This is a genomic window from Rossellomorea aquimaris (assembly GCF_008180865.1).
GTDB lineage: Bacteria > Bacillota > Bacilli > Bacillales > Bacillaceae_B > Rossellomorea > Rossellomorea yichunensis.
On the sequence record NZ_VTEX01000005.1, the window covers coordinates 426,834 to 447,080 of the forward strand.

The 20,247-nt window shown below is 42.5% G+C and carries 23 protein-coding genes; 10 read left to right on the top strand and 13 right to left on the bottom strand.

From position 1 onward, the window contains the following. Positions 1-21 precede the first annotated feature (21 nt). Positions 22-798: an ABC transporter ATP-binding protein gene (locus tag FZC88_RS19955; protein ID WP_148996171.1), complete on the top strand. Its 777-nt coding sequence runs from the start codon at positions 22-24 to the stop codon at positions 796-798. Further along, entirely contained in the window at positions 779-1,579 is an 801-nt protein-coding gene (locus FZC88_RS19960; RefSeq protein ID WP_262371987.1) for an ABC transporter permease, read from the top strand. Before FZC88_RS19955 ends, FZC88_RS19960 begins: the two co-directional genes overlap by 20 nt. On the opposite strand, the gene ytkD is transcribed toward FZC88_RS19960, so the two are convergent. The 3 genes from ytkD to FZC88_RS19975 form a co-directional block, all read right to left on the bottom strand. Next, entirely contained in the window at positions 1,569-2,042 is a 474-nt protein-coding gene (gene ytkD, locus FZC88_RS19965) for an RNA deprotection pyrophosphohydrolase (protein WP_148996173.1), read from the bottom strand. The two genes, FZC88_RS19960 and ytkD, sit on opposite strands and share 11 nt — an antisense overlap. A 96-nt stretch (positions 2,043-2,138) precedes the next feature. After that, the gene (locus tag FZC88_RS19970; protein WP_148971029.1) at positions 2,139-2,477 is read right to left on the bottom strand and encodes a hydrolase; all 339 of its coding nucleotides are present in this window, start codon (positions 2,475-2,477) and stop codon (positions 2,139-2,141) included. A gap of 56 nt (positions 2,478-2,533) precedes the next feature. Further along, a complete protein-coding gene (locus tag FZC88_RS19975) occupies positions 2,534-2,923 on the bottom strand; it encodes a phage holin family protein (RefSeq protein ID WP_262371988.1) in 390 nt (129 codons plus the stop codon). 228 nt (positions 2,924-3,151) lie between these two features. On the opposite strand from FZC88_RS19975, the gene FZC88_RS19980 reads away from it, so the two are divergent. After that, positions 3,152-3,397, top strand: a complete 246-nt coding sequence (locus FZC88_RS19980; protein WP_044340349.1) for a DUF6154 family protein — start codon at positions 3,152-3,154, stop codon at positions 3,395-3,397. A gap of 61 nt (positions 3,398-3,458) precedes the next feature. Here FZC88_RS19980 and FZC88_RS19985 read toward each other — a convergent pair whose 3' ends face one another. Next, positions 3,459-3,641, bottom strand: coding sequence for a hypothetical protein (locus FZC88_RS19985; protein WP_148996174.1), 183 nt, complete (start codon positions 3,639-3,641; stop codon positions 3,459-3,461). 192 nt (positions 3,642-3,833) lie between these two features. Between FZC88_RS19985 and ytzI the strand changes: the two genes are divergently transcribed. Beyond that, positions 3,834-4,007, top strand: a complete 174-nt coding sequence (ytzI, locus tag FZC88_RS19990) for a YtzI protein (protein WP_148971030.1) — start codon at positions 3,834-3,836, stop codon at positions 4,005-4,007. 47 nt (positions 4,008-4,054) lie between these two features. Here the strand turns inward: ytzI and FZC88_RS19995 are convergent, their stop codons facing one another. Further along, entirely contained in the window at positions 4,055-4,528 is a 474-nt protein-coding gene (locus FZC88_RS19995) for an S-ribosylhomocysteine lyase (RefSeq protein ID WP_148971031.1), read from the bottom strand. Between the two features lie 240 nt (positions 4,529-4,768). Here FZC88_RS19995 and yidD point away from each other — a divergent pair, with 240 nt between their 5' ends. From yidD to FZC88_RS20025, 5 genes are all read left to right on the top strand, one after another. Next, positions 4,769-5,014: a membrane protein insertion efficiency factor YidD gene (yidD, locus tag FZC88_RS20000; protein WP_148996175.1), complete on the top strand. Its 246-nt coding sequence runs from the start codon at positions 4,769-4,771 to the stop codon at positions 5,012-5,014. Positions 5,015-5,710: 696 nt separating this feature from the next. Continuing rightward, positions 5,711-6,685, top strand: a complete 975-nt coding sequence (locus FZC88_RS20010; protein ID WP_262371989.1) for a metal ABC transporter substrate-binding protein — start codon at positions 5,711-5,713, stop codon at positions 6,683-6,685. A 273-nt stretch (positions 6,686-6,958) separates the two neighbouring features. Further along, positions 6,959-8,317 carry a cytochrome ubiquinol oxidase subunit I gene (locus FZC88_RS20015; protein WP_148996177.1) on the top strand — a complete coding sequence of 453 codons (1,359 nt, stop codon included), beginning with the start codon at positions 6,959-6,961 and terminating at the stop codon, positions 8,315-8,317. 24 nt (positions 8,318-8,341) lie between these two features. After that, on the top strand, positions 8,342-9,373 hold the full coding sequence (locus FZC88_RS20020; protein WP_148971366.1) for a cytochrome d ubiquinol oxidase subunit II: 1,032 nt from the start codon (positions 8,342-8,344) through the stop codon (positions 9,371-9,373). A 108-nt stretch (positions 9,374-9,481) separates the two neighbouring features. Continuing rightward, on the top strand, positions 9,482-10,204 hold the full coding sequence (locus FZC88_RS20025; RefSeq protein WP_148996178.1) for a 3-ketoacyl-ACP reductase: 723 nt from the start codon (positions 9,482-9,484) through the stop codon (positions 10,202-10,204). Between the two features lie 56 nt (positions 10,205-10,260). Here the strand turns inward: FZC88_RS20025 and FZC88_RS20030 are convergent, their stop codons facing one another. The 8 genes from FZC88_RS20030 to FZC88_RS20065 all read right to left on the bottom strand — a co-directional run bounded on the left by FZC88_RS20030 (position 10,261) and on the right by FZC88_RS20065 (position 18,839). Continuing rightward, a complete protein-coding gene (locus FZC88_RS20030; protein ID WP_148971364.1) occupies positions 10,261-10,632 on the bottom strand; it encodes a VOC family protein in 372 nt (123 codons plus the stop codon). 100 nt (positions 10,633-10,732) lie between these two features. Next, entirely contained in the window at positions 10,733-11,185 is a 453-nt protein-coding gene (locus FZC88_RS20035) for a helix-turn-helix domain-containing protein (protein ID WP_148996179.1), read from the bottom strand. A gap of 187 nt (positions 11,186-11,372) precedes the next feature. After that, complete coding sequence (menC, locus tag FZC88_RS20040) at positions 11,373-12,479, bottom strand: o-succinylbenzoate synthase (RefSeq protein ID WP_148996215.1); 1,107 nt, start codon at positions 12,477-12,479, stop codon at positions 11,373-11,375. Next, positions 12,469-13,959: an o-succinylbenzoate--CoA ligase gene (locus FZC88_RS20045; protein ID WP_148996180.1), complete on the bottom strand. Its 1,491-nt coding sequence runs from the start codon at positions 13,957-13,959 to the stop codon at positions 12,469-12,471. Before FZC88_RS20045 ends, menC begins: the two co-directional genes overlap by 11 nt. A 95-nt stretch (positions 13,960-14,054) precedes the next feature. Then, the gene (gene menB, locus FZC88_RS20050) at positions 14,055-14,873 is read right to left on the bottom strand and encodes a 1,4-dihydroxy-2-naphthoyl-CoA synthase (RefSeq protein ID WP_148971361.1); all 819 of its coding nucleotides are present in this window, start codon (positions 14,871-14,873) and stop codon (positions 14,055-14,057) included. Positions 14,874-14,888: 15 nt separating this feature from the next. After that, positions 14,889-15,698: a 2-succinyl-6-hydroxy-2,4-cyclohexadiene-1-carboxylate synthase gene (gene menH / locus FZC88_RS20055; protein WP_316247545.1), complete on the bottom strand. Its 810-nt coding sequence runs from the start codon at positions 15,696-15,698 to the stop codon at positions 14,889-14,891. Then, positions 15,695-17,437 (bottom strand): 2-succinyl-5-enolpyruvyl-6-hydroxy-3-cyclohexene-1-carboxylic-acid synthase, encoded by a 1,743-nt coding sequence (menD, locus tag FZC88_RS20060; protein ID WP_148996181.1) that lies wholly within the window; start codon positions 17,435-17,437, stop codon positions 15,695-15,697. Before menD ends, menH begins: the two co-directional genes overlap by 4 nt. Beyond that, positions 17,430-18,839: an isochorismate synthase gene (locus tag FZC88_RS20065; RefSeq protein ID WP_262371990.1), complete on the bottom strand. Its 1,410-nt coding sequence runs from the start codon at positions 18,837-18,839 to the stop codon at positions 17,430-17,432. Before FZC88_RS20065 ends, menD begins: the two co-directional genes overlap by 8 nt. Before the next feature lie 300 nt (positions 18,840-19,139). On the opposite strand from FZC88_RS20065, the gene FZC88_RS20070 reads away from it, so the two are divergent. Then, positions 19,140-20,063, top strand: a complete 924-nt coding sequence (locus FZC88_RS20070; protein WP_148996218.1) for a 1,4-dihydroxy-2-naphthoate polyprenyltransferase — start codon at positions 19,140-19,142, stop codon at positions 20,061-20,063. Positions 20,064-20,247 lie beyond the last annotated feature (184 nt).

A 20,247-nucleotide genomic window follows, 5' to 3' on the forward strand; every position in this document is an offset into this window, starting at 1 on the left:
GAAAATGGAGGCTTAAATACAGTGAACTTTCTATCTTTAGATTCGATCCATCACACCTACTTTTCACCCAAAACGGCCACCCATGCCCTTTCAGACATAACGCTTGAAGTAAAAGAAGGTGAGTTTGTCTCCTTTATCGGTCCGAGTGGATGCGGGAAAACCACGTTACTCTCCATTATTGCAGGACTTATCCGCCCGACAGAAGGAACGATTCTTTTAAACCAACAACCTATTCGAAAAATGAAAGAGAAACTGGGATACATGCTGCAGCAGGACTATCTGTTTCCATGGAAGACCATCGAAGAAAATATTTTTCTAGGTTTGACCATTATGGGGACCCTTACAGAAGAAAAGAGGAAAGAAGCACGTGCTATGTTGGCTGAAATGGGGTTAGAAGGTGTAGAAACATCTTATCCAAGGGAACTATCGGGAGGAATGCGTCAAAGGGTGGCGCTGATTCGAACTCTCATCACAGAACCTCAATTACTTCTCCTGGATGAACCTTTCTCAGCACTCGATTATCAAACCAAATTGAAGCTAGAGGATCTGGTGTACTCCACATTAAAGTATTTTGGCAAAACCGCTATTCTTGTGACCCATGATATTGGCGAAGCCATCTCCATGAGTGACCGCATCATTCTATTCGGGTCGAAACCAGGATATATCCACAAGATATTCGAGGTCCCGCCACCGTTAAAAGAGTTAATGCCCTTTGAAGTGAGGAATCATGAGATATACCCGGGATTTTTCCAAACCATATGGAAGGAGCTTGAAAAACTTGAATCACGAATCGATTAAACAAAAACACCTGGAATACATCCAATCAATTAAGAAAGAACAGCGATGGGTCTGGTTTTATCAAGCGCTTATTTTCTTTGTATTCTTCTCGCTTTGGGAAATCGCGAGCCGAAACAGCTGGATAGATCCCCTCATCTTCAGCTCACCCTCAAAAATATGGAAACTGTTTCTCGTAAAACTGGGAGACGGAAGCCTTCTTGCCAACTTGTCTGTCACACTCGGTGAAACGATCATCGGATTCATTCTCGGCACCTTACTCGGGACGCTATTAGCCGCTTTATTATGGTGGTCACCATTTCTTTCTAAAGTGTTGGACCCCTATCTTGTAATACTGAATGCCATGCCGAAAGTGGCCCTCGGCCCGATATTAATTGTGGGGTTGGGACCCGGCTTCACATCCATCATCGCCATGGGTACCGTCATATCCGTCATCATCACCACGATTGTTGTGTATACTTCCTTCAGGGAAGTGGACCCGAATTATTTGAAGGTAATGCAGACCTTCGGAGCAAGAAGGGGGCAAATGTTCAAAGAAGTCATTCTCCCTGCCTCTTTCCCGACCATCATCTCGACATTGAAAGTCAATGTGGGCTTATCATGGGTCGGGGTAATTGTAGGTGAATTCCTGGTTTCCGCCAAGGGGCTCGGATATATGATCATTTATGGATTCCAAGTCTTTAACTTTACCCTTGTCCTGCTATCCCTGCTTGTCATTGCCGTATTTGCTACCATTATGTATAAGCTGGTTGAACAACTCGAAAAGAAATTAATCAAATCATAAGGTTGAGATCCCTTATTCTTTTGAGAGCCAAGTCCACCACTTCATCTTTCATGATAAAACTAAAGGAAGGATCGTCATGAATGTTGGAGAAATCACCGTTCCAAAGGACGGCTCCATCTGTTTCCAGATAATCTTCCTTGCTTACGATACCCTCAGCTTCAGCGAAGAAAATCGTTTTAATAAATGGTGAGTGATCATATACTTTATATTCCCCTATGCATACTGGATCCTTGATCACTCCCCCTGTCTCTTCATACGTTTCACGTACCGCAGCTTCCTCAAGGGTTTCCCCTTTTTCCCTCTTCCCTCCAGGAAACTCCAGACCTCTTCTTTTATGCCGTGTTAACAACCAATTCTCTTTGTAGCGACATAGCACCAGCACATGGTGTGATTCTTGTTGAAACCTGCCCTTTTCAAAGGATATTTCTACTCTCTTCCCATTTTCGTCGATAAACTGTTCCATGTGATTTCACCTCATCCGTACACACTTTCTTTCATCTAACCATAAATAAAAAGCATTGGTCCACAGATATCTCTTCTGAACCAACACTTTTATTCATTACTCTGGATCCTCATGAGGCTCTGAATTCAAGATACCTATACTCTCGATGAATTTCTTCGCTTCATCATCTCCAAGACGATGAATCATTTCATACACTTGATGGAGGTTCTCATCATATGCATCATTTTCCCGGTCAAAATGATATTGAATATAAGGGACATGCGCACGATAGAAGTTCTGCCAATCGACTGAGTGATTGGAATCGAACACTTCCCTAAGCTGGGTGATTTCTTCATCTGTTGCAGATATCTTAAAGTTCCAGGGCGAATCTGTCGAGCTTCTTGAAATCTCACCCGTGGCTACTTCAATATAATAATCGTGTCGTTCTTCGTTCATCTTCCCACTCCTTCACTGTGCTTACCCTTCATTTTCCTCAATTGTCGAAATTCTATTCACTTCGATTTCTTCTTTAAGACCTCTACCGCTTTCCTCAGAAACTCCGGTACAGGTACTCCTGCACGGCCTACATTTTCTATGATCGAAATCATTTCATTACATAAGTAAAAAATTATCGTGGCATTACGAATAAAGTGTTGATTTGTTAGTATAGTATCAATAAGGTGGGCAACCGTGACAAGAGAGAAAATTAGGACTTTCCGACCAATCCCTCTCAAACCGAATTTGCTGGATAACTTTCCTTCAATCCCACTTGCAATCATCCCGGTGAAATAATCCAAAGTCACGGCAATTAACAAAATAGTCAACAGAGAATTCCATTCTCCAAATAAATTTAAAATCATTGCACCCAGTCCCGATCCAACTAACAGCATACTTTTTTCCAAATAAAGCATCTCCTTTTTCTAATGGTTGGCTTTGCAACAAGGAATTTGATACCAAGGCTAAACCTGCTTTCATAGCAGATTTTGTCAAAAAGTGAGTGAATTCCGTTTGATGAGCCCATGGTTAGTAAGCCTTATAAAGGGTAAAGACAAATAAGAGTTGTCCTAGCATAATATGTAGAGTAATTCATAAACGTTCATGGTAAAATGAACGAAAGGGAGGTGAAGCGCATGAAGTTAATCGAAGAAATTTATGAAATGTACCGAGGAAGAATCAAAGGTACCGACGAAGACTTAGACCTCATTGCCCTTACAATCTTAGAAGATACCTCTAGGAACGAGCTACTGGAACTTATTCAAGAAATGGAAACAGAAGAATTACAATACTTCTTCCGCTTATACATATTTGAAACACTAAAAGAAAAATGGTCCAACAGCGAAGAAAGAGTGAGACTGGAAAAAAAGAGCCTTCATTAATTGAAAAGATGACAGAAGAAGCCTTGTTCCGAACTTTCACGGAACAAGGCTTCTTCCCGTTTCATCCCTTCACATCAAGGACATGTCCTTTAACGGGATGCGGCGCAGGCTGACTGACCTGCATTTCTTTCATCATTACGGTCACTTGAGCCGTTTGTGTCGCCATCTGACTTTTCAATAAATTCATACTGAGTGTTCGTTGAAGCTCTGCAACCTGCTTACCCATCATTGAAGAAACATCCATGGTAATGTCCCCCTCGTTTCGTTTATCGAAGCCGGTACATACTAATAAAAAATTCATATGCACCTTTGAGAATACCAAACATTACTAATCATTAGTAGATATACCTGCGCATTTACGTCATAAAAATGTTGATTTTTGTCCATGAACATCCCTATCTTCTATGGTAAAATAATGAAAAAAGGGGGTTGCATAATGTCAGTAACTCTTGTCCTGATCATCGCTGTTGCTATATGTATTTTAGTGATATTCGTAAGTGCCCTTACGACTTCAAAAGCCTATACAGCGGTTAAACATACAGTGGATCCACTTGAAGATAATCCTCATTTGGAGAAAATGAAGCAAGAAGAAGAAAAGCAAGAGAGATAAAATAAAATCCACCGTTCTACTTTAGAACGGTGGATTTTTTTATGTTTTTATGCAAAAACCTGTTTTAGATCTTCGTTACTTTGGCTAAGCCAGAATTTCATTAATTTCTTTGCTCCTTCTAAATCATGGAGCTTCGCCTGGCCGCATTGTTTTTCATTGGCAGCCGGAATTTCTTCTATCTCGACCGCTTCTTTCATCGTATCATTTAAGAGGTCGATTATTTCTTCTACTTTAGGCTCTCCGCTGACAACCAGATAGTAGCCAGTCTGGCATCCCATTGGAGAAATATCAATAATATCGAAATGAGCATACGGCTCTGCATATTTACGGATGGTGAAGGCTAATAAATGCTCAAGTGTATGAATGGAATCAGGTTTCATCGCTTGTTTGTTAGGCTGACAGAAACGAATATCAAACTTGTTGATAAGTCCGTCGCTACCTACTTTATGGACACCGCAATGTCTCACAAAAGGTGCTTTCACTGCATTATGATCTAATTCAAAGCTTTCTACTGAAGGCATTAAAATCACTCCCATTTAGTTTCTAATTATAAGTATAACGTAAATTCATAGTTATTTCATCAACTTAATCTGAATTAAAATAAATACCTATATTTTCTAATTGGAAATTCTTAATGATTAGCTTCTTAAGCACGGAAGAAAAACCGATCGTGAAGAACATTGGAAGACATTCAGTCAAAAACATTTTAATCCTCCAAAGAGTTTTGATATAGTAAAAGAAAACCAATCAGGAGACGTGTTATGAAAAGGTTATTGTTATTTGTATTTAAGGTGTACCAACGGGTCATCTCTCCTCTCAAGCCTCCAACTTGCCGATTCTATCCAACCTGTTCCCATTATGGCGTGCAGGCAGTGAGCCGGTTCGGTTCGTTACGTGGAGGATGGTTAACAATAAAGCGGATTATGAAATGCCACCCTTTTCATCCTGGTGGAATTGACCACGTGCCAGAAAAATGGCCATCTAAAAATACGAATCATTCCGACTAGCTCCTATCCGGAGGTAGTCTTTCTTTTTTTAAAAGGCTCTTTTCACAAAGATTGTTGTTTTCTAGCATAGAATCTGCAATGGCTCTGTCAACCAGGTTTATGCTGGATGGTGAGGGTAACTACTCCGCTTTCCGCGGACGTTCGGCCGAGCCTCCTCAGCTTCGCTTCCGGGGTCTCGGCACGCCCGTACTTCCGCAGGAGTCTGCGCAGTTCCCCTCACCATCTTTAATAGAATTTTCATGACAGAGCTTCAAGGTGTGCAAGAAAAAAAGTAACTAGAAAAAAATAATTCTTCTTCCTTAAAAGGAAAATCAATCTCTACTTACCATAAATGAGATGGTTTGCTAAAATTCTTGTTTTAATTGTTTTCCATTAAGGATACATGCTCAGAAAGTTGATTCTCGCTGCAGGATGATCGACTCCTGCGGGAATAGCTGGACAGGTGAGACCCCGGAGGCGCAGCCGAGGAGGCTCACCGCCAGCCCCGCGGAAAGCGAGCATCCTGGAGCGGAAATCAACTATTACTTTCTCCTCTACAATAGCCCAACCTTTGCGAAAAGAGCCTTTTTAAAAGAGAAAAATATAAAAATCCGTCCATATATCTTGCTTATTCCCCATAACGGTAGTAAAATAACCTTTGTGCTAAATCGTAATCATTACAGTTATTAAACTATTACCTTTAAAGGAGGATTCCTCTTGAACTATATTCGTATGAGTTTATTTTTATTATTGATTTTAGTATTGTCCGCTTGCGGAGCTTCTTCTAAGCAGGAAGACGCTGGAGAGAAAGATAAATTGGAAGTGTACACTACCGTGTATCCATTGGAGGATTTCACGAAAAAAATAGGCGGGGAACATGTGAAGGTGGAAAGCATATACCCTCCAGGTGCCGATGAGCATACGTTCGAGCCTTCTCAAAAAGATATGATTAAAATGGCTGATGGAGATGTTTTCTTCTACATCGGAATGGGACTTGAAGGATTCGTTGAGGGATCGAAATCGATTCTAGAAAACGAAGATGTAGTCGTTGTACCGACCAGTGAACATGTTGAATTGAATCATGAAGAAGATCATGGTGAAGAAAGTGCTGAAGAGCATGAAGAACATGGCGACTCTCACGAGGACGATCACGGGGATGAGCACAACCATGACGTTGACCCTCATCTCTGGTTAGACCCGGTGTACTCTAAAGAAATGGCGAAAACCATTGCAGATACACTTTCTAAAGAAATGCCGGAACATAAGGAAGATTTCCAGGCGAACCTCGCTGCATTAACGAAAGATTTAGATGCGCTTGACGCAGAATTTAAGGACATGGCAGAAAGCGCGCCAAAGAAAACCTTCTACGTTTCTCATGCTGCTTACAGCTATTGGGAAGAACGCTACGGACTGCATCAAGAAGCCATCGCCGGATTGAATACGGCTGATGAGCCATCTCAGCAAGAGCTTAAGAAGATCATTGAAAAAGGGAAAGAAGACAATGTACAATACATCCTTTTTGAACAAAACGTCTCTTCGCGTTTAACAGAAGTCGTTCAAAACGAATTGGGTGCAAAAGCCCTGACCCTGCATAATCTATCTGTCCTTACCGAAGAAGATAGAAACAATGACGAAGACTATTTTTCACTCATGAAGAAGAACATCGAGACTTTAAAACAGGCATTACAATAGAACTTTTTGAGAGAGAGCAGCTGGTGAGCTGCTCTTTTTTAGTTTTTGCGATAAAATTTTCGGCTATATTATCGACTTTCCGATTATATCATCGACTTTCCCCCATATATTATCGACTCTGCCTATTATATTATCAACTTACAAAAATCGACATTCCCCAACAGCATTTCAGATCAACAATCAAACTTTCTCCCCCTACTAAAAATCATGAATATTATTTTCCATTAAGTGGACAATAAGGAAATGTTAAAGACTAGTAAGGGAGACTTGAGAATGGATGAATTAGTAATTGCTCGTTCCTTGTTTGGTACTACAATGGCCTTTCATATCATTTTTGCCACACTCGGAGTCGGTATTCCGTTAATGATTCTTGTTGCAGAAATTATGTATCAGCGGACGAATGATCTGGATTATTCCGTGATGGCAAAACGCTGGACGAAGGCGTTCGCCGTGCTGCTGGGGGTAGGTATTCCGACAGGGACGATTGCAGGTGTTCAATTGTCGCTCCTATGGCCAGGATTCATGGAGGTTATCGGGCGGGTGATGGCATTGCCTTTCCAAATCGAAATCTATGCCTTTTTTGTTGAAGCGTTATTTATGTCTATTTATGTGTATGCGGCGAATCGGATCGCTCCCTGGATGAGAATCGTGAGTCTTGTCCTGGTCGCCATCGGTGGACTGGCTTCAGCTGTATTAATCACAAATGTACATGCGTTTGAAGGGACACCTGCCGGATTTGAAATGGTGAACGGAGAAATCACCAACGTGGATCCTTGGAAAGCCTTCTTCAATCCAAGCTTTTTTGTTACTGCGGGCCATGTAGCATTATCTGCTTATGTAGTGGGATCGTTCACGATTGCTACAGTTTCCGCATTTAAGATGCTCCGCACATCATTTGGGTCAAGGATTTATAAATTCCATCAAAAATCCCTTATGATTTGTTTATTAGTCGGAGGCGTCTTCTCCTTCTTCACGGCGATTAATGGTCATGAATCGGCTCAAATGCTTCATAAGTATCAGCCTGAGAAACTGGCTGCAGCTGAAGGCTTGTTTGAGACCCAAACCCATGCACCACTTTCCATTGGAGGCTTCACGGATCCTGTAGAGAGGGAAGTAAAATGGGGGATCGAAATCCCCTGGGCCTTGAGTTTCCTTGCCGGGAACAGCTTCGATACGGAAGTTATCGGCTTAAACGACTTCCCTGAGGAATATTGGCCGCCTCTCTTCGTTCATACGTTATTCAACGCGATGGTGGGAATCGGCTCCCTGCTCATTTTACTTTCTCTCATTGCCTACGTATGGAATAAATTATTGAAAAAAGACCGGTTCCCTAAATGGTTGATGTGGTCGTTTGTAGCCGGTGGCCCCCTATCGATCTTAGCCATCGAATTCGGATGGATATTCGCTTGTACCGGCCGTCAGCCTTGGACAATTTACCGCATCCTCAGTACAGAGGACTCGGTTACCACGACGGGAAACTTGGCCGTATTGTTCGTTCTGTTCGTTTCGGTTTATGCGATATTGGCCGTGTCCGTCGTTCTTGTTCTCTTGTATTACTTCAAACGGAATCCGCCTGAAAAAGACATCAACAAAGCGGAAGGAAAGAATAAGGATATTCCTCTATCCACATAACCAGCAAGAATTGGAGGTGAAGTTATGACACAAGCATTGATTGCCATCACGATACTATGGGGATTCGTCTTCATCTATGCCGTCATGGCAACGATGGATTTCGGGGCCGGCTTTTGGTCGATGATCTACATTAATCATGACAAAACAAAAGCAACCAATATTGCCAACCGGTATCTGTCACCAACCTGGGAGGTGACGAATACATTCATCGTTGCCCTGGTAGTCGCAGTGTATAGTATGTTTCCGGGTGCTGCTTATTCATTAGGAACGGTGCTGCTCATCCCGGGAAGTTTAATTCTGCTGCTTCTTGCTCTTCGAAGTGCATTTCTGGTATTCTCTCACGTGGCAGATGATTACAGAAAGCCGCTGACCTATGTGACTGGAATTACAGGATTGTTGATTCCAGGTCTGCTTATCAGCGTACTTCCTATCTCTCACGGACCTTACATCGATTTTGAAGACGGACAAACGCTTCTTCTGGGGAAGTTGTTTACGAGTCCGCATGAATATGCCTTCTTCGGATTTGCCGTTGCCAGTACGTTGTTCCTTTCATCTTTACTTCTTGCTGACTACTCCAAAGCTTCCAAGGAATTCGAAGCTTTTAAAGTGTATCGGCGAGATGCCATGATCATCGGTCCAATCTCTGTGGTAATGGCGTTCTTCATTATGTTCACCATGAAAAATGAAGCTTCATGGATCTATGAAAGAATGATGGAAGACCAGATTTTGTTATGGGTCTCTTTAATCGGCTTCCTGGTTGCCGGGGGAGCATTATTTCTCCCCACCAACAAAGAGGGTATGAAGGGAATGCCCCGTGTAGCTGTCATCGCCGTGACTTTTCAATATGTACTGGCAAGCTATGTATACGGTAAAGCACACCTGCCCTATATCATCTACCCGGAAGTCACGATCCAGTCCGGATTCACGGATCCCAACTCGTTTAAGGCTGTGTTCATCACCTATATTGTCGGATTCATCATCCTGTTTCCCGGTTTTGTCTACTTTTGGAGTTTGTTTATGAATGATAAACGATATTTGAGGCAAAAAAGTGAATGACTGCATTATAGCTCCGAGACTCTCGGAGCTATTTTTCTTATCATTTGCTTATCCTTTCCCTTGGCCTTACACTAACGGTAGAAATTTGATTTGAAAGGATGATCCATTGTGGCACAATCGATTAAAGGTAAAATCGCTTATATTACGGGTGCTGCCCGGGGAATCGGAAAAGCAACGACATTAGAGCTTGCACGAGAAGGAGTTCATGTCGGTTTGATCGCACGTACACAAAGTACGCTGGAACAAGTGGCAGAGGAGGCAAGATCTCTTGGTGTGAAAGCCAGTGTGGCTGTAGCTGATATCTCAGATATAGAGCAAGTGGAAAAGGCAATTTCGAAACTAAAACATGAACTCGGACCAGCCGATATCCTGATCAATAATGCAGGTATTGGAACGTACGGCTCTTTTCTGGAAATCGATCCTGCAGATTGGAAGAGAACCTTTGAGGTCAATGTATTTGGAACGTATCATGTGACGCGTGCCGTCCTCCCTCAGCTTATCGAGAAAAACCGGGGAGACGTCATCACTATTTCATCCAGCAGCGGATTAAAAGGCACGGCAAAAAGCACGGCTTACAGTGGTTCGAAATTTGCCATTCAAGGGATGACAGAAGCGTTGATGCAGGAAGTCCGTCCACATAATATCCGTGTCATGACTGTGAACCCAAGCCTGGTGGCAACGGATCTTACCTTTGGGGATAAGCTCGATGAAGTGGACAAAGACAAATACATGCAGCCGGAGGATTTAGCGGAACATATGGTTTCTCAGCTAAAATTACACCCCCGTATCTTTATCAAGCAGTCTCTTCAGTGGGCGACGAATCCATTTTAATAAACATAAGGAAAAGCTCAGATTCAGCTCTGAGCTTTTCCTTTTCAACCTTATCTTTATCTGTGTTGATCCACAAGAATAGGATTGCCATCAGGATCTTCAATCGTGAAACTTGCAGGGCCTTCACTTGATTCATCTGCTTCAGTCAATATTTTTACCCCTTGTTCTTTCAGCTGCTTTTGAAGATCCCGAATGTCCGTAAATGAATCAAGATTTTCGGCATTTTGGTTCCAACCTGGATTAAAGGTCAGGATGTTCTTGTCAAACATACCTTCGAACAGGCCGATAACAGTACTTCCATTCTTCATGATAAGCCAATTTTGGGCCATTTCCCCTCCCAAAGTTTGAAATCCAAGTTTTTCATAAAATGCTTTTGATTTATTAATGTCTTTAACACTTAAGCTTACAGAAAATGCACCTAGTTTCATAATTCCTCCTTAATAGTAATGAAGATTTAATTCATAGGTTAAGTATAGATCCGGTTTTGGGAAAATACAACATTCACCATTTTTGTTTACAACCCACGCTTTAATCTTCTATATATTTTTCTTTAAGAACATCCGTACCGATCCCGCCTCCTATCATTAAAATCAACGGTCCAAAGTTCCATATAATCGCATTTCCAATCAAAGGTATATCAAAAGCAGTAAATTTATTAACAAGAAAAATTCCTATTTTTGCCAACAATAAAACAACACCAATTAAAAATAGTAATTCAAACATCGACTTTAGTTTTGGATGCGCCAATTGCTTACTATCCTTGATTACTTTCTCTGTCAATTCCTCATCACTCCTTAATAATTCATCGATTGTCACTCCGAATAGATCACTTACTTTAATGATGATTTCAATACTTGGATAATTCTGACCAGTCTCCCACTTAGAAACCGATTGCCGACTGACAAAAAGCCTTTCTGCTAATTCTTCCTGTGACCAGCCTCTACTCTTTCTCTCACTTTTTAACTTCTCTCCAAAGATCATTCTACCAATCACCTTTCATTCATCTACCATTCATTATTTCCATCACTATGTAAAAAGTAAAGATAACCTTGGTTGCACTGCACCGCAACTACTGGTTGCCACCTTTAATCATTCAATCGAACGAGAAATAAGCAGGATCCAGATGGAACCTGCTTATAGATAAATTCTTTTTTTTGATCGAGGGTAATTACTGGTTAAACATTTCTTTACCTATTGTCACATGACCTAATCGTTTTCTGTTCAACTCCACACCTATCCCAGGACCATCCAAGCGTTCCGCCACACCATTTTTCACAACGATAGGAGAAGTGATGATATCTTCTTCCCAATATTTCGAGGAAGAGGATATATCACCGGGAATCGAGAAGCCCTCGAGAGTGGCAAGGGCCAGATTATGAGCCCTGGAAACCCCAAACTCGATCATGCCCCCACACCATACTTTGATGTAATTCTCCTGGCACAACCGGTAGATTTCCAAAGCACTTGTGTACCCTCCGACTCTGCCAAGCTTGATATTGACAACTCCGCAGCTATTTAAATAGATGGCACTCTTCATATCATGAGTGGTTACGATGCTCTCATCCAAACAAATCGGGGTCTGCAACTCTTTTTGTAAAAGAGAGTGTTCCACTAAATCGTCAACTCCCAAAGGCTGTTCGATCATCTCCAGCCCATACGCATCCAATGCCTGTAGTTGGGCTTTGTCTTCAAGGGAGTATGCTGAATTGGCATCAGCCAATAGCGTAAGAGAAGGAAAATGGTCCCTCAACTCTTTCACAATCTCCACATCCGCTCCAGGAGAGATTTTCAGCTTTATGCGTTGATATCCTTCTTGCACAAGTTCTTCAGCCTGATGGATCATCTCTTTCACGGAGTCGGCCCCCACAACGGCGCCAGCAAGAATTTCAGCACGCGTCCCCCCTATCATCTCCCAGAGAGGAACGCTATGCTGTCTGGCATAGAGATCCCACAAAGCCATTTCAAGTGCAGCCTTCGCCATTGAATTCCCCCTTACAGCTTCGAATCTTCTTCCGATTTCTTTAGGGTGTTTAAATGGGTGGCTGTTCATTAAAGGAATTAATACATCTTTGATCATATGATAGGATGTTTTCACGGTTTCTTCTGTATACCACGGTGTGGAAAAAGCAACTCCCTCTCCCAGCCCAATCAATCCGTCGGCATCCTGAATCTCTACGATGATCCCTTCCCGTTTTTCAACCGTTTGTAGATGTGTCACAAATGGCTTTTTCAAATGCATCGATATGATGTGTAGGGTAATGGATTTAATCTTCATCGGCATACAGCCCTTTTTCCCATTGATCCCGTAACACTCTTCTCAGCAGCTTGTTCGAGGCATTTCGTGGTAACTCATCTACTTGGATTATTTTTTTCGGCTGTTTATATGATGCCAGATTATCGGAGCAGTAGTTTAAGATCTCTTCTTTTGTAAGACGCTCTTTGTTAACGATGAACGCACAGGGAATTTGTCCCCATGTGTCATTTGGAATTCCAACCACCCCGGCATCCTTTACTCCCTCACAGCCCAACAGCACACTTTCAATTTCGGCAGGATACACATTTTCTCCCCCGGAAATGATGAGGTCTGATCGCCGGTCCAATACAAATAAGAACCCATCTTCATCTACAAAGCCGATATCCCCAGTATGAAACCAGCCATCTTCAAAGCTCTTCGCATTGGCTTCCTCTCTTTGGTAATATCCGGTCGTCACATTCGGGCCTTTCACAAGAATTTCACCCTCTTGATTTGCTTGAGCTGCACCCTTTTCATTCTTGATTCTTAATTCTGAAGGAAAGAGTGGTTTACCCGCTGACCCCAGCTTCGTCATACTATATTCAGGTGATAACGTCACGATTTGAGAAGCCGTTTCCGTCATTCCATATGTTTGAAAGACGGGCACTCCCTTATCCTTACAAGCCTGAAGTAAAGGAAGTGGTGCAGGTCCGCCCCCTAACAGCATACAGCGGAAATTCGGGTGATACGTTCGGTTCCCTGCATCGTTCATCAAACGCTGAAGCATATTGCTTACAACCGACATGATTGTGACCCTTCCACTTTCAAGCTCATGATTGATGGTCTCGACGTCGAAGGTTTCAAACAGTCGTACCTTCATTCCATAAATCACACTTCTCATAAGGATCGAATATCCGCTTATATGAAAGAGAGGAACCGAGCAAAGCCAGGCATCATTTTCACTTATTCCGAGATTCAAAGAAGATCCAATGGCACTCCACCAATGGTTTCCATACGATTGAAGGACTCCTTTGGGTGCTCCGGTCGTACCAGATGTGTACATAACCGAGCATGCTTGGTCTAACTGAAAATAATCCTTTACTTTAAAGCGTGTAGGGGCTGTTTGCAGCAATTGAGAAAATGGTATTCCATCAACGTGTTCCCCTAAAAAAGACAGCTTCCCCTCAAACTCATCGTCATAAATGACCGTCGTTAACTCCATATCCTGTATTTGAAAAGATAATTCATTCGAACTCAGTTTGTTGTTTAATAATACAGTCGTGAATCCAAGCTGTTGAATGGCATGAACGACCAACACAGATTCCACTTTATTTTTTATCATGAGTCCCACAAATGGTTGGTTGGAAGATTTCACTATGGTATGAAGCTGCTCACCGATGTAAATTGATTTTTCCCAGAGCTCTCCGAAGGTATACTCCACATCACCATTACTTATTGCCATTCGATCAGGGGTTAAGAACGCTCTTTGTTTTAGCCAATTAGGCAGTTGCTGTGTAGTCATCCCGTCATTCTCCATTCCTTTCTTGTTTGTGCTTTTTATAACCTTTATTTAAAAAAGCCCGACGAATCCATAAAGATTCATCAGGCCACCTTAGATCAAGGGAAACGAGGGAATTGTCCAAAGTCCGGTTTACGCTTTTCTTTGAATGCGTCGCGGCCTTCCTTGGCTTCTTCCGTTGTGTAGTATAGAAGTGTAGCGTCTCCTGCAAGTTGTTGCAGACCCGCTAATCCATCTGTATCTGCGTTGAATGAAGCTTTTAAGAAACGAAGGGCAGTCGGACTTTTTTCAAGCATTTCTGATGCCCACTGAACCGTTTCCGTTTCAAGCTGCTCATATGGAACGACTGTATTGACAAGACCCATTTCAAGCGCTTCTTGTGCGTTATACTGACGGCATAGGTACCAGATTTCCTTTGCTTTCTTGTGACCGACGATGCGTGCAAGATATCCTGCACCGTATCCGGCGTCAAAGCTACCTACCTTAGGACCAGTTTGTCCGAAGATTGCATTGTCAGCAGCAATCGTAATATCACATACGACATGAAGGACATGTCCTCCTCCGATGGCATAACCTGCTACCATTGCGATGACCGGCTTAGGGATCACTCGGATCAGGCGCTGTAAGTCCAGTACATTCAGTCGCGGAATTTCATCTTCCCCGACGTATCCGCCATGTCCCCGTACTCTTTGGTCTCCACCTGAACAGAATGCCTTTTCTCCAGCACCTGTTAAAACGATGACACCGACTTTGGAATCGTCACGTGCATATGCAAATGCATCGATTAATTCCATTACAGTTTTAGGACGAAAAGCGTTGCGAACTTCTGGTCGATTGATCGTGATTTTTGCGATCCCATTGTATGTTTCGTACAAAATATCTTCGTAGTTTCTTTCTGAAACCCATTCAAAAGCCATTGGTTTGTTCCTCCTTTATGTAGTTAACAGTAGATCCTCTATTATTGTACCAAACTTTCGCGGTTCTTCCACATGAATTGCATGACCTGTGTTAGAAATTGTCATGATTTGAAAGTCCGGATTGATTTTTTTCATTTCTTCCGCAATATGAACAAACTTATGATCCAGCTCACCTACAAGTAAATGGACTGGAAGAGATAGCTGACCAAGCTTGTCCCACCATGAGGTTTGAGCCCCTGTCCCCATTCCTTTCAAGCTATTTGATAAGCCTAAAGGAGACTGACTCAGGCGCTGCTTACGAATCTCGGCACGCTCATCTTCAGTAAGTCTTTTTTGAGAAGCAAACAAAGGGATCTCCTCCCAAAGGTCGACAAATGCTTCCATTCCTTCTCTCATGATCCGGTCGGCTAACGCATGGTCTTTTTTCCGCCGTTCCACTCTTTCTTCACCCGTTTTCAATCCGGGAGAGGCACTTTCAAGAATCAAAGTCTTCACCTTTTGAGGATAGCTCATGGTGAAGTGAAGGGCCGTCCGACCTCCCATAGAATAGCCGATCAAGATCGCCTCGTCCACTTCAAGTACAGACAAAATGGAATCAAGATCACTTGATACATGATCCATTGTATATCTTGATGGATCTTCAGGGGATTCTGTGCGGCCATGACCAATCAAATCAATGGTTATGCACCTATACGCAATAGATAACTGATCGGTGATTTCTGACCATGTTGTCGTATCCCCGGTAAAACCATGAAGAAAAACCAAAGGCTCTCCTTCTCCTTTAACTTCTACAAAATAGCGAATATCATTCACTTGCAGGATCAATGATTTTCACCCTCATATTTCTTCATCATTTCCCGGGAAACAAAATTCCACAAATTACGATGATTTGCTACATTTTCTTCACGGTTCGTCATCACTTCGATGATTTTCAAGCCATTTCTGAGCTGTGCTTCCGTTACAGCATTGGCAAATTCTTCTTCTGATTCCACTCGGAAATAACCGGCTTCGTAAAGCTTGGCTGCATGAGAAAAATCCAGATCCATCGGCGTGCCGAACAGCTCTTCAAAGTATTCACCTTCACTAGCTTGAGGAAGATAGGAAAAGATTCCCCCACCATTATTATTAAGGACTACTATGGTCAGATTCAGCTTATATTTTTTCCCAACGAGAAGGCCGTTTAAATCGTGGAAGAAAGCAAGATCCCCAATCAAAAGATACATGGAATCCGAGCAAGTGCTCATCCCAAGTGCTGTCGACACCACGCCATCAATTCCGTTCGCTCCCCGATTGGCATAGATACCGATTGACCGATCATTACTAAAGAAAAACGTATCGATGTCCCGTATCGGCATGCTGTTGCTGACAAATACATTAGACTTTTCAGGCAGATGTTGAATAAGGTCACTTACTGCCATTCCTTCATCCCACGAATGATGACCTTTAAGAAGCAGTTCCTTTGTGGAATGATTCACATTCTTCCAGTGATTGATCCAATCATAAGAACCCTCACGGCTTGGCTCAATGATCATGCTTTGACAGAATAAGCCCTCATCACAATAGATGTATTCCGTCCCTTTCGATATGGGATCCTGCCACTCTTCACCCGGACTTACGATCCAGTATGGGATTTCTGAAAGACTTTTCAGAAACAACATGAGAGGTTTTGATACAGGCATTGCTCCGAAACGAATCACGATTTCAGGATGCAGGCTCTCCTTTACTCCATCAATCTTCAAGAACGTATCATAGGTATCGATAATTTGTGCCTTCGAATGAGAACCGCTCCTCATTTGGGAGAGGGGGTCCGCTGCGATTGGAAAACCGAATTGCTCACTAAATTCAACGATGTAGTCAATCGAATCACTATTCAGCCCTGGCCCGCAAATAATCAGACCTCTCTCATTATTTCGGAGTATCCCTTGAAGCTCTTGAGCGACAGCGGGGGACAGGCTTCTCTCTCCGTGAAGGACCCTTTTTGCTTTAGAATCTGTTGAATAAGAAACGTTTTTTAAATCAGGAATTAACGGTTCCCTGAATGGAAAGTTAAAGTGAACGGGTCCTTTCGGTTCTCCCAATGAAAGTCCTATTCCTCTGGATGCTGAAGACCTTGCATATTTAAGCATGGACGGACTATTTTCCGGCAGTGCCATATCCACTGTCCATTTTACATGTTTTCCATATAGATCCAGCTGATCAATTGCTTGCGGGGCACCTACCTCCCGCAGCTCATGGGGACGATCAGCCGTCAACACGAGCAATGGCACTTTCGCGTAGCGTGCTTCAATAATCGCCGGATAATAATTAGCTGCTGCCGTTCCGGATGTACAGAGGATGGCGACCGGCTTTTTCTTTGCTTTCGCAACCCCTAAAGCAAAGAAAGCAGCAGAACGTTCATCTACATTAATGTACGTTTTCACTTCAGGATGATGGGTGAATAACAAAGCCAAAGGAGTAGAACGGGAGCCAGGGCTAATGACTACTTCGTCTACTCCATTTCCAACCAATTCTTCAATAAATGCCGCTAAATAATGAGTTAACCTCTGCTGATGTTCATCAATCATGTACTTTTCCCCCTAATGCTCTCAGCATCGGTCGAAATTTCATTTGTGTTTCTTTAAACTCACTTTCAGGTTCGGAGTCTGCCACAATTCCACACCCAGCATATAAATAGGCTTTATCTCCCTGTAGGAGACCCGAACGAAGGGCAACGGCATACTCCCCATTTCCATAGGCATCGATCCAGCCTACTGGGCCTGCATATAATCCTCGATCCATCTCTTCCTCTTCCCTGATTACGTGCAATGCTTTATCCCTTGGAACTCCACCTAATGCAGGAGTCGGGTGTAATTTTCCCACCAATTCCAAAAGGGATGTATGTTTACATGCCTGTCCTGTGACAGGAGTATATAAATGCTGAATGTCTTTCAGCTTCATCAATTGAGGCGATGATGGAATCGTCAACGACTCACAGTAAGGTGCAAGAGCCTCATGGATGCTTTCAACAACAAGCTGATGCTCGTAACGGTTCTTCTCATCTTCGAGGAGCTCCGTTCCCAGTTTCTCGTCGTTTTCCAACGTATCCCCGCGTGCAATCGATCCTGCTAAACAGGTGGAAAGAACATCATTTCCTGTTTTCTTGACAAGTCGTTCAGGTGTGGCCCCAATAAAACAGCTTTCTTCCCTTTCAAAACTGAAAACAAAGCTGTCCGGCTGCTGCTTCCACAAATTATCCAATACAAAGTCAGATGACACTTTCGTATCAAACGCCACTTCACATTTTCTGGCAAGCACTACTTTATCCATCTCGCCCTGTTTTAAACGATTCACCACATTTTGAACAGAATCCTTCCATTCTTGAGGCTTCATATCCTTATTTTGCAGCCATCGGGGCTGTTCAGGTATAATTGGCATCCCCGCGTTTTCAAGAAGCTCTTCTTTAATCCTGAAAAGGTCATGAAATAAACTTTCTTCCGACTCTTCCGGATGACAAATAAAATTCATCGTTAAATAATTGGTTTTCCCCGGCTTTGTCAGCATAAACAACGGTAATTGAAACGCACCGTTCGAAAATTGCTCCCACTCTTCCCCGATATCATTTAGCGGATCAAAGCTAAATCCCCCAAATAACAAAGGACCTGTGCCTGTCCATTCTTCCCCGGTCACAATCACTGACTCTTCAATTAAGCGCTTCCACTCTTTCTCAACCGTAAAAAATCGGTCATTTATATTATTTGCAGACATGATATGAGCTGCTCCAAGCCCTACCAGCGAGATGGTATGATCACGGTCCTTCCATAAAAAACGCTCTCCGATAAAAGAGCTTCCTCCATAATAAAAAGAAAGAGGATCCACTGCATCTACTTCCTCCACTATGCTGAGAAGGACGGGGTGATGTATTTGTTTAGCCTTCATTTTGGCTGTATCATATGCTTTTTCAATTTTGGTTTTATGAATGGTAACCAATTGAATTCCCCCAAACAAAATCACGTACGATATTCAAACTTATTATAAGATACACCTGTCTTAAAGGTGTGTCAACGAAGTTTAAGACATGACACAATTTTTATTCTTATTATATAATAAACCCTTTTTCCCCTTTTGAGAAACCAAAAGCGTTGTAAAAGTGCTCAATTATTGGAAAATAGCACCTTCGCGGATTTTAAGAAAATGATTGACAGTCCTCTTCCCTTTACCTACACTTTAATCTGTAAAGGAATTGTAATGTTTTCTGAAAATTCCTTATTGCGTAAGGGAGAGAGTATGATGGAACAACAAGCATCCAATGTTTTGGAATCAGATAAAGGGTGGAAAATCTGGTGGCAGCTTACAAGGCCACACACACTAACAGCAGCATTTGTACCTGTTTTACTAGGCACTGTTCTTGCACTTCAATTTACTACAGTAAACATACCATTATTTGCAGCCATGCTTATTGCATGCTTGCTTATCCAGGCTGCTACCAATATGTTCAACGAGTATTATGACTATAAGCGAGGCCTGGATACAGAGCATTCTGTAGGTATCGGAGGAGCAATTGTCCGGAACGGGGTCAAACCCTCCACGGTCATAAACCTCGCCTTTTCACTGTACGGAATTGCCCTTTTATTAGGAATTTATATTTGTCTTTATAGCACATGGTGGCTGGCACTCATAGGTATAGTGTGCATGGCAGCGGGGTACTTTTATACTGGAGGGCCTATGCCAATTGCTTACACACCTTTTGGAGAAATCGTCGCAGGGTTCTTTATGGGACTAGTGATCATTCTCATATCGTTTTACATTCAAACTGGATATATCAATGGTGACAGCATCCTATTGTCTGTTCCCGTATCCATTTTAGTCGGCGCAATTCTATTAGCGAATAACATCCGCGACCTGGACGGTGATAAAGAAAACGGCCGTAAAACCATCGCCATTCTTCTAGGAAGAAAAGGAGCCATCGTCCTGTTGGGCGGCATGTTTGTTGTATCCTATGGCTGGATAATCGGGCTTGTCCTTGCCGGCGTTTCATCTCCTTGGCTGTTCGTTGCCTTTCTTAGTATCCCGAAAGCCGTCAAGGCCACGACAGGATTCATCGGAAAATCACAGCCAATCGAAATGATGCCAGCCATGAAAGCCACCGCACAAACGAATACCATCTTTGGATTCCTGCTATCCATTGGACTATTACTTGCATACATGCTTTAAAAAACGTGAGTCGCCCCTTCATTTAGGGTTCGACTCTTTTTTATATGCTCTTTTTACAATGATTGTTATATTCCTGAATGTACTAAATCTTCTAAAAACAGTAACGGTTTGATAGTTGATTGTGTGCCAGAACTATAAGAAAAATACTTCCATCACTAAAAATTGACCATTATACACATTGAAA

Coding starts and splice junctions, on each gene's coding strand:
- menC (WP_148996215.1), bottom strand. CDS start 12,479: ATGAAGATTAAATCCATTACCCTACACATCATATCGATGCATTTGAAA.
- FZC88_RS20070 (WP_148996218.1), top strand. CDS start 19,140: ATGGAACAACAAGCATCCAATGTTTTGGAATCAGATAAAGGGTGGAAA.
- FZC88_RS20030 (WP_148971364.1), bottom strand. CDS start 10,632: ATGAAACTAGGTGCATTTTCTGTAAGCTTAAGTGTTAAAGACATTAAT.
- ytzI (WP_148971030.1), top strand. CDS start 3,834: ATGTCAGTAACTCTTGTCCTGATCATCGCTGTTGCTATATGTATTTTA.
- FZC88_RS19980 (WP_044340349.1), top strand. CDS start 3,152: ATGAAGTTAATCGAAGAAATTTATGAAATGTACCGAGGAAGAATCAAA.
- FZC88_RS20045 (WP_148996180.1), bottom strand. CDS start 13,959: ATGACTACACAGCAACTGCCTAATTGGCTAAAACAAAGAGCGTTCTTA.
- FZC88_RS19995 (WP_148971031.1), bottom strand. CDS start 4,528: ATGCCTTCAGTAGAAAGCTTTGAATTAGATCATAATGCAGTGAAAGCA.
- FZC88_RS20015 (WP_148996177.1), top strand. CDS start 6,959: ATGGATGAATTAGTAATTGCTCGTTCCTTGTTTGGTACTACAATGGCC.
- menB (WP_148971361.1), bottom strand. CDS start 14,873: ATGGCTTTTGAATGGGTTTCAGAAAGAAACTACGAAGATATTTTGTAC.
- FZC88_RS19985 (WP_148996174.1), bottom strand. CDS start 3,641: ATGGATGTTTCTTCAATGATGGGTAAGCAGGTTGCAGAGCTTCAACGA.
- yidD (WP_148996175.1), top strand. CDS start 4,769: ATGAAAAGGTTATTGTTATTTGTATTTAAGGTGTACCAACGGGTCATC.
- FZC88_RS20020 (WP_148971366.1), top strand. CDS start 8,342: ATGACACAAGCATTGATTGCCATCACGATACTATGGGGATTCGTCTTC.
- ytkD (WP_148996173.1), bottom strand. CDS start 2,042: ATGGAACAGTTTATCGACGAAAATGGGAAGAGAGTAGAAATATCCTTT.
- FZC88_RS19970 (WP_148971029.1), bottom strand. CDS start 2,477: ATGAACGAAGAACGACACGATTATTATATTGAAGTAGCCACGGGTGAG.
- FZC88_RS20035 (WP_148996179.1), bottom strand. CDS start 11,185: ATGATCTTTGGAGAGAAGTTAAAAAGTGAGAGAAAGAGTAGAGGCTGG.
- menD (WP_148996181.1), bottom strand. CDS start 17,437: ATGATTGATGAACATCAGCAGAGGTTAACTCATTATTTAGCGGCATTT.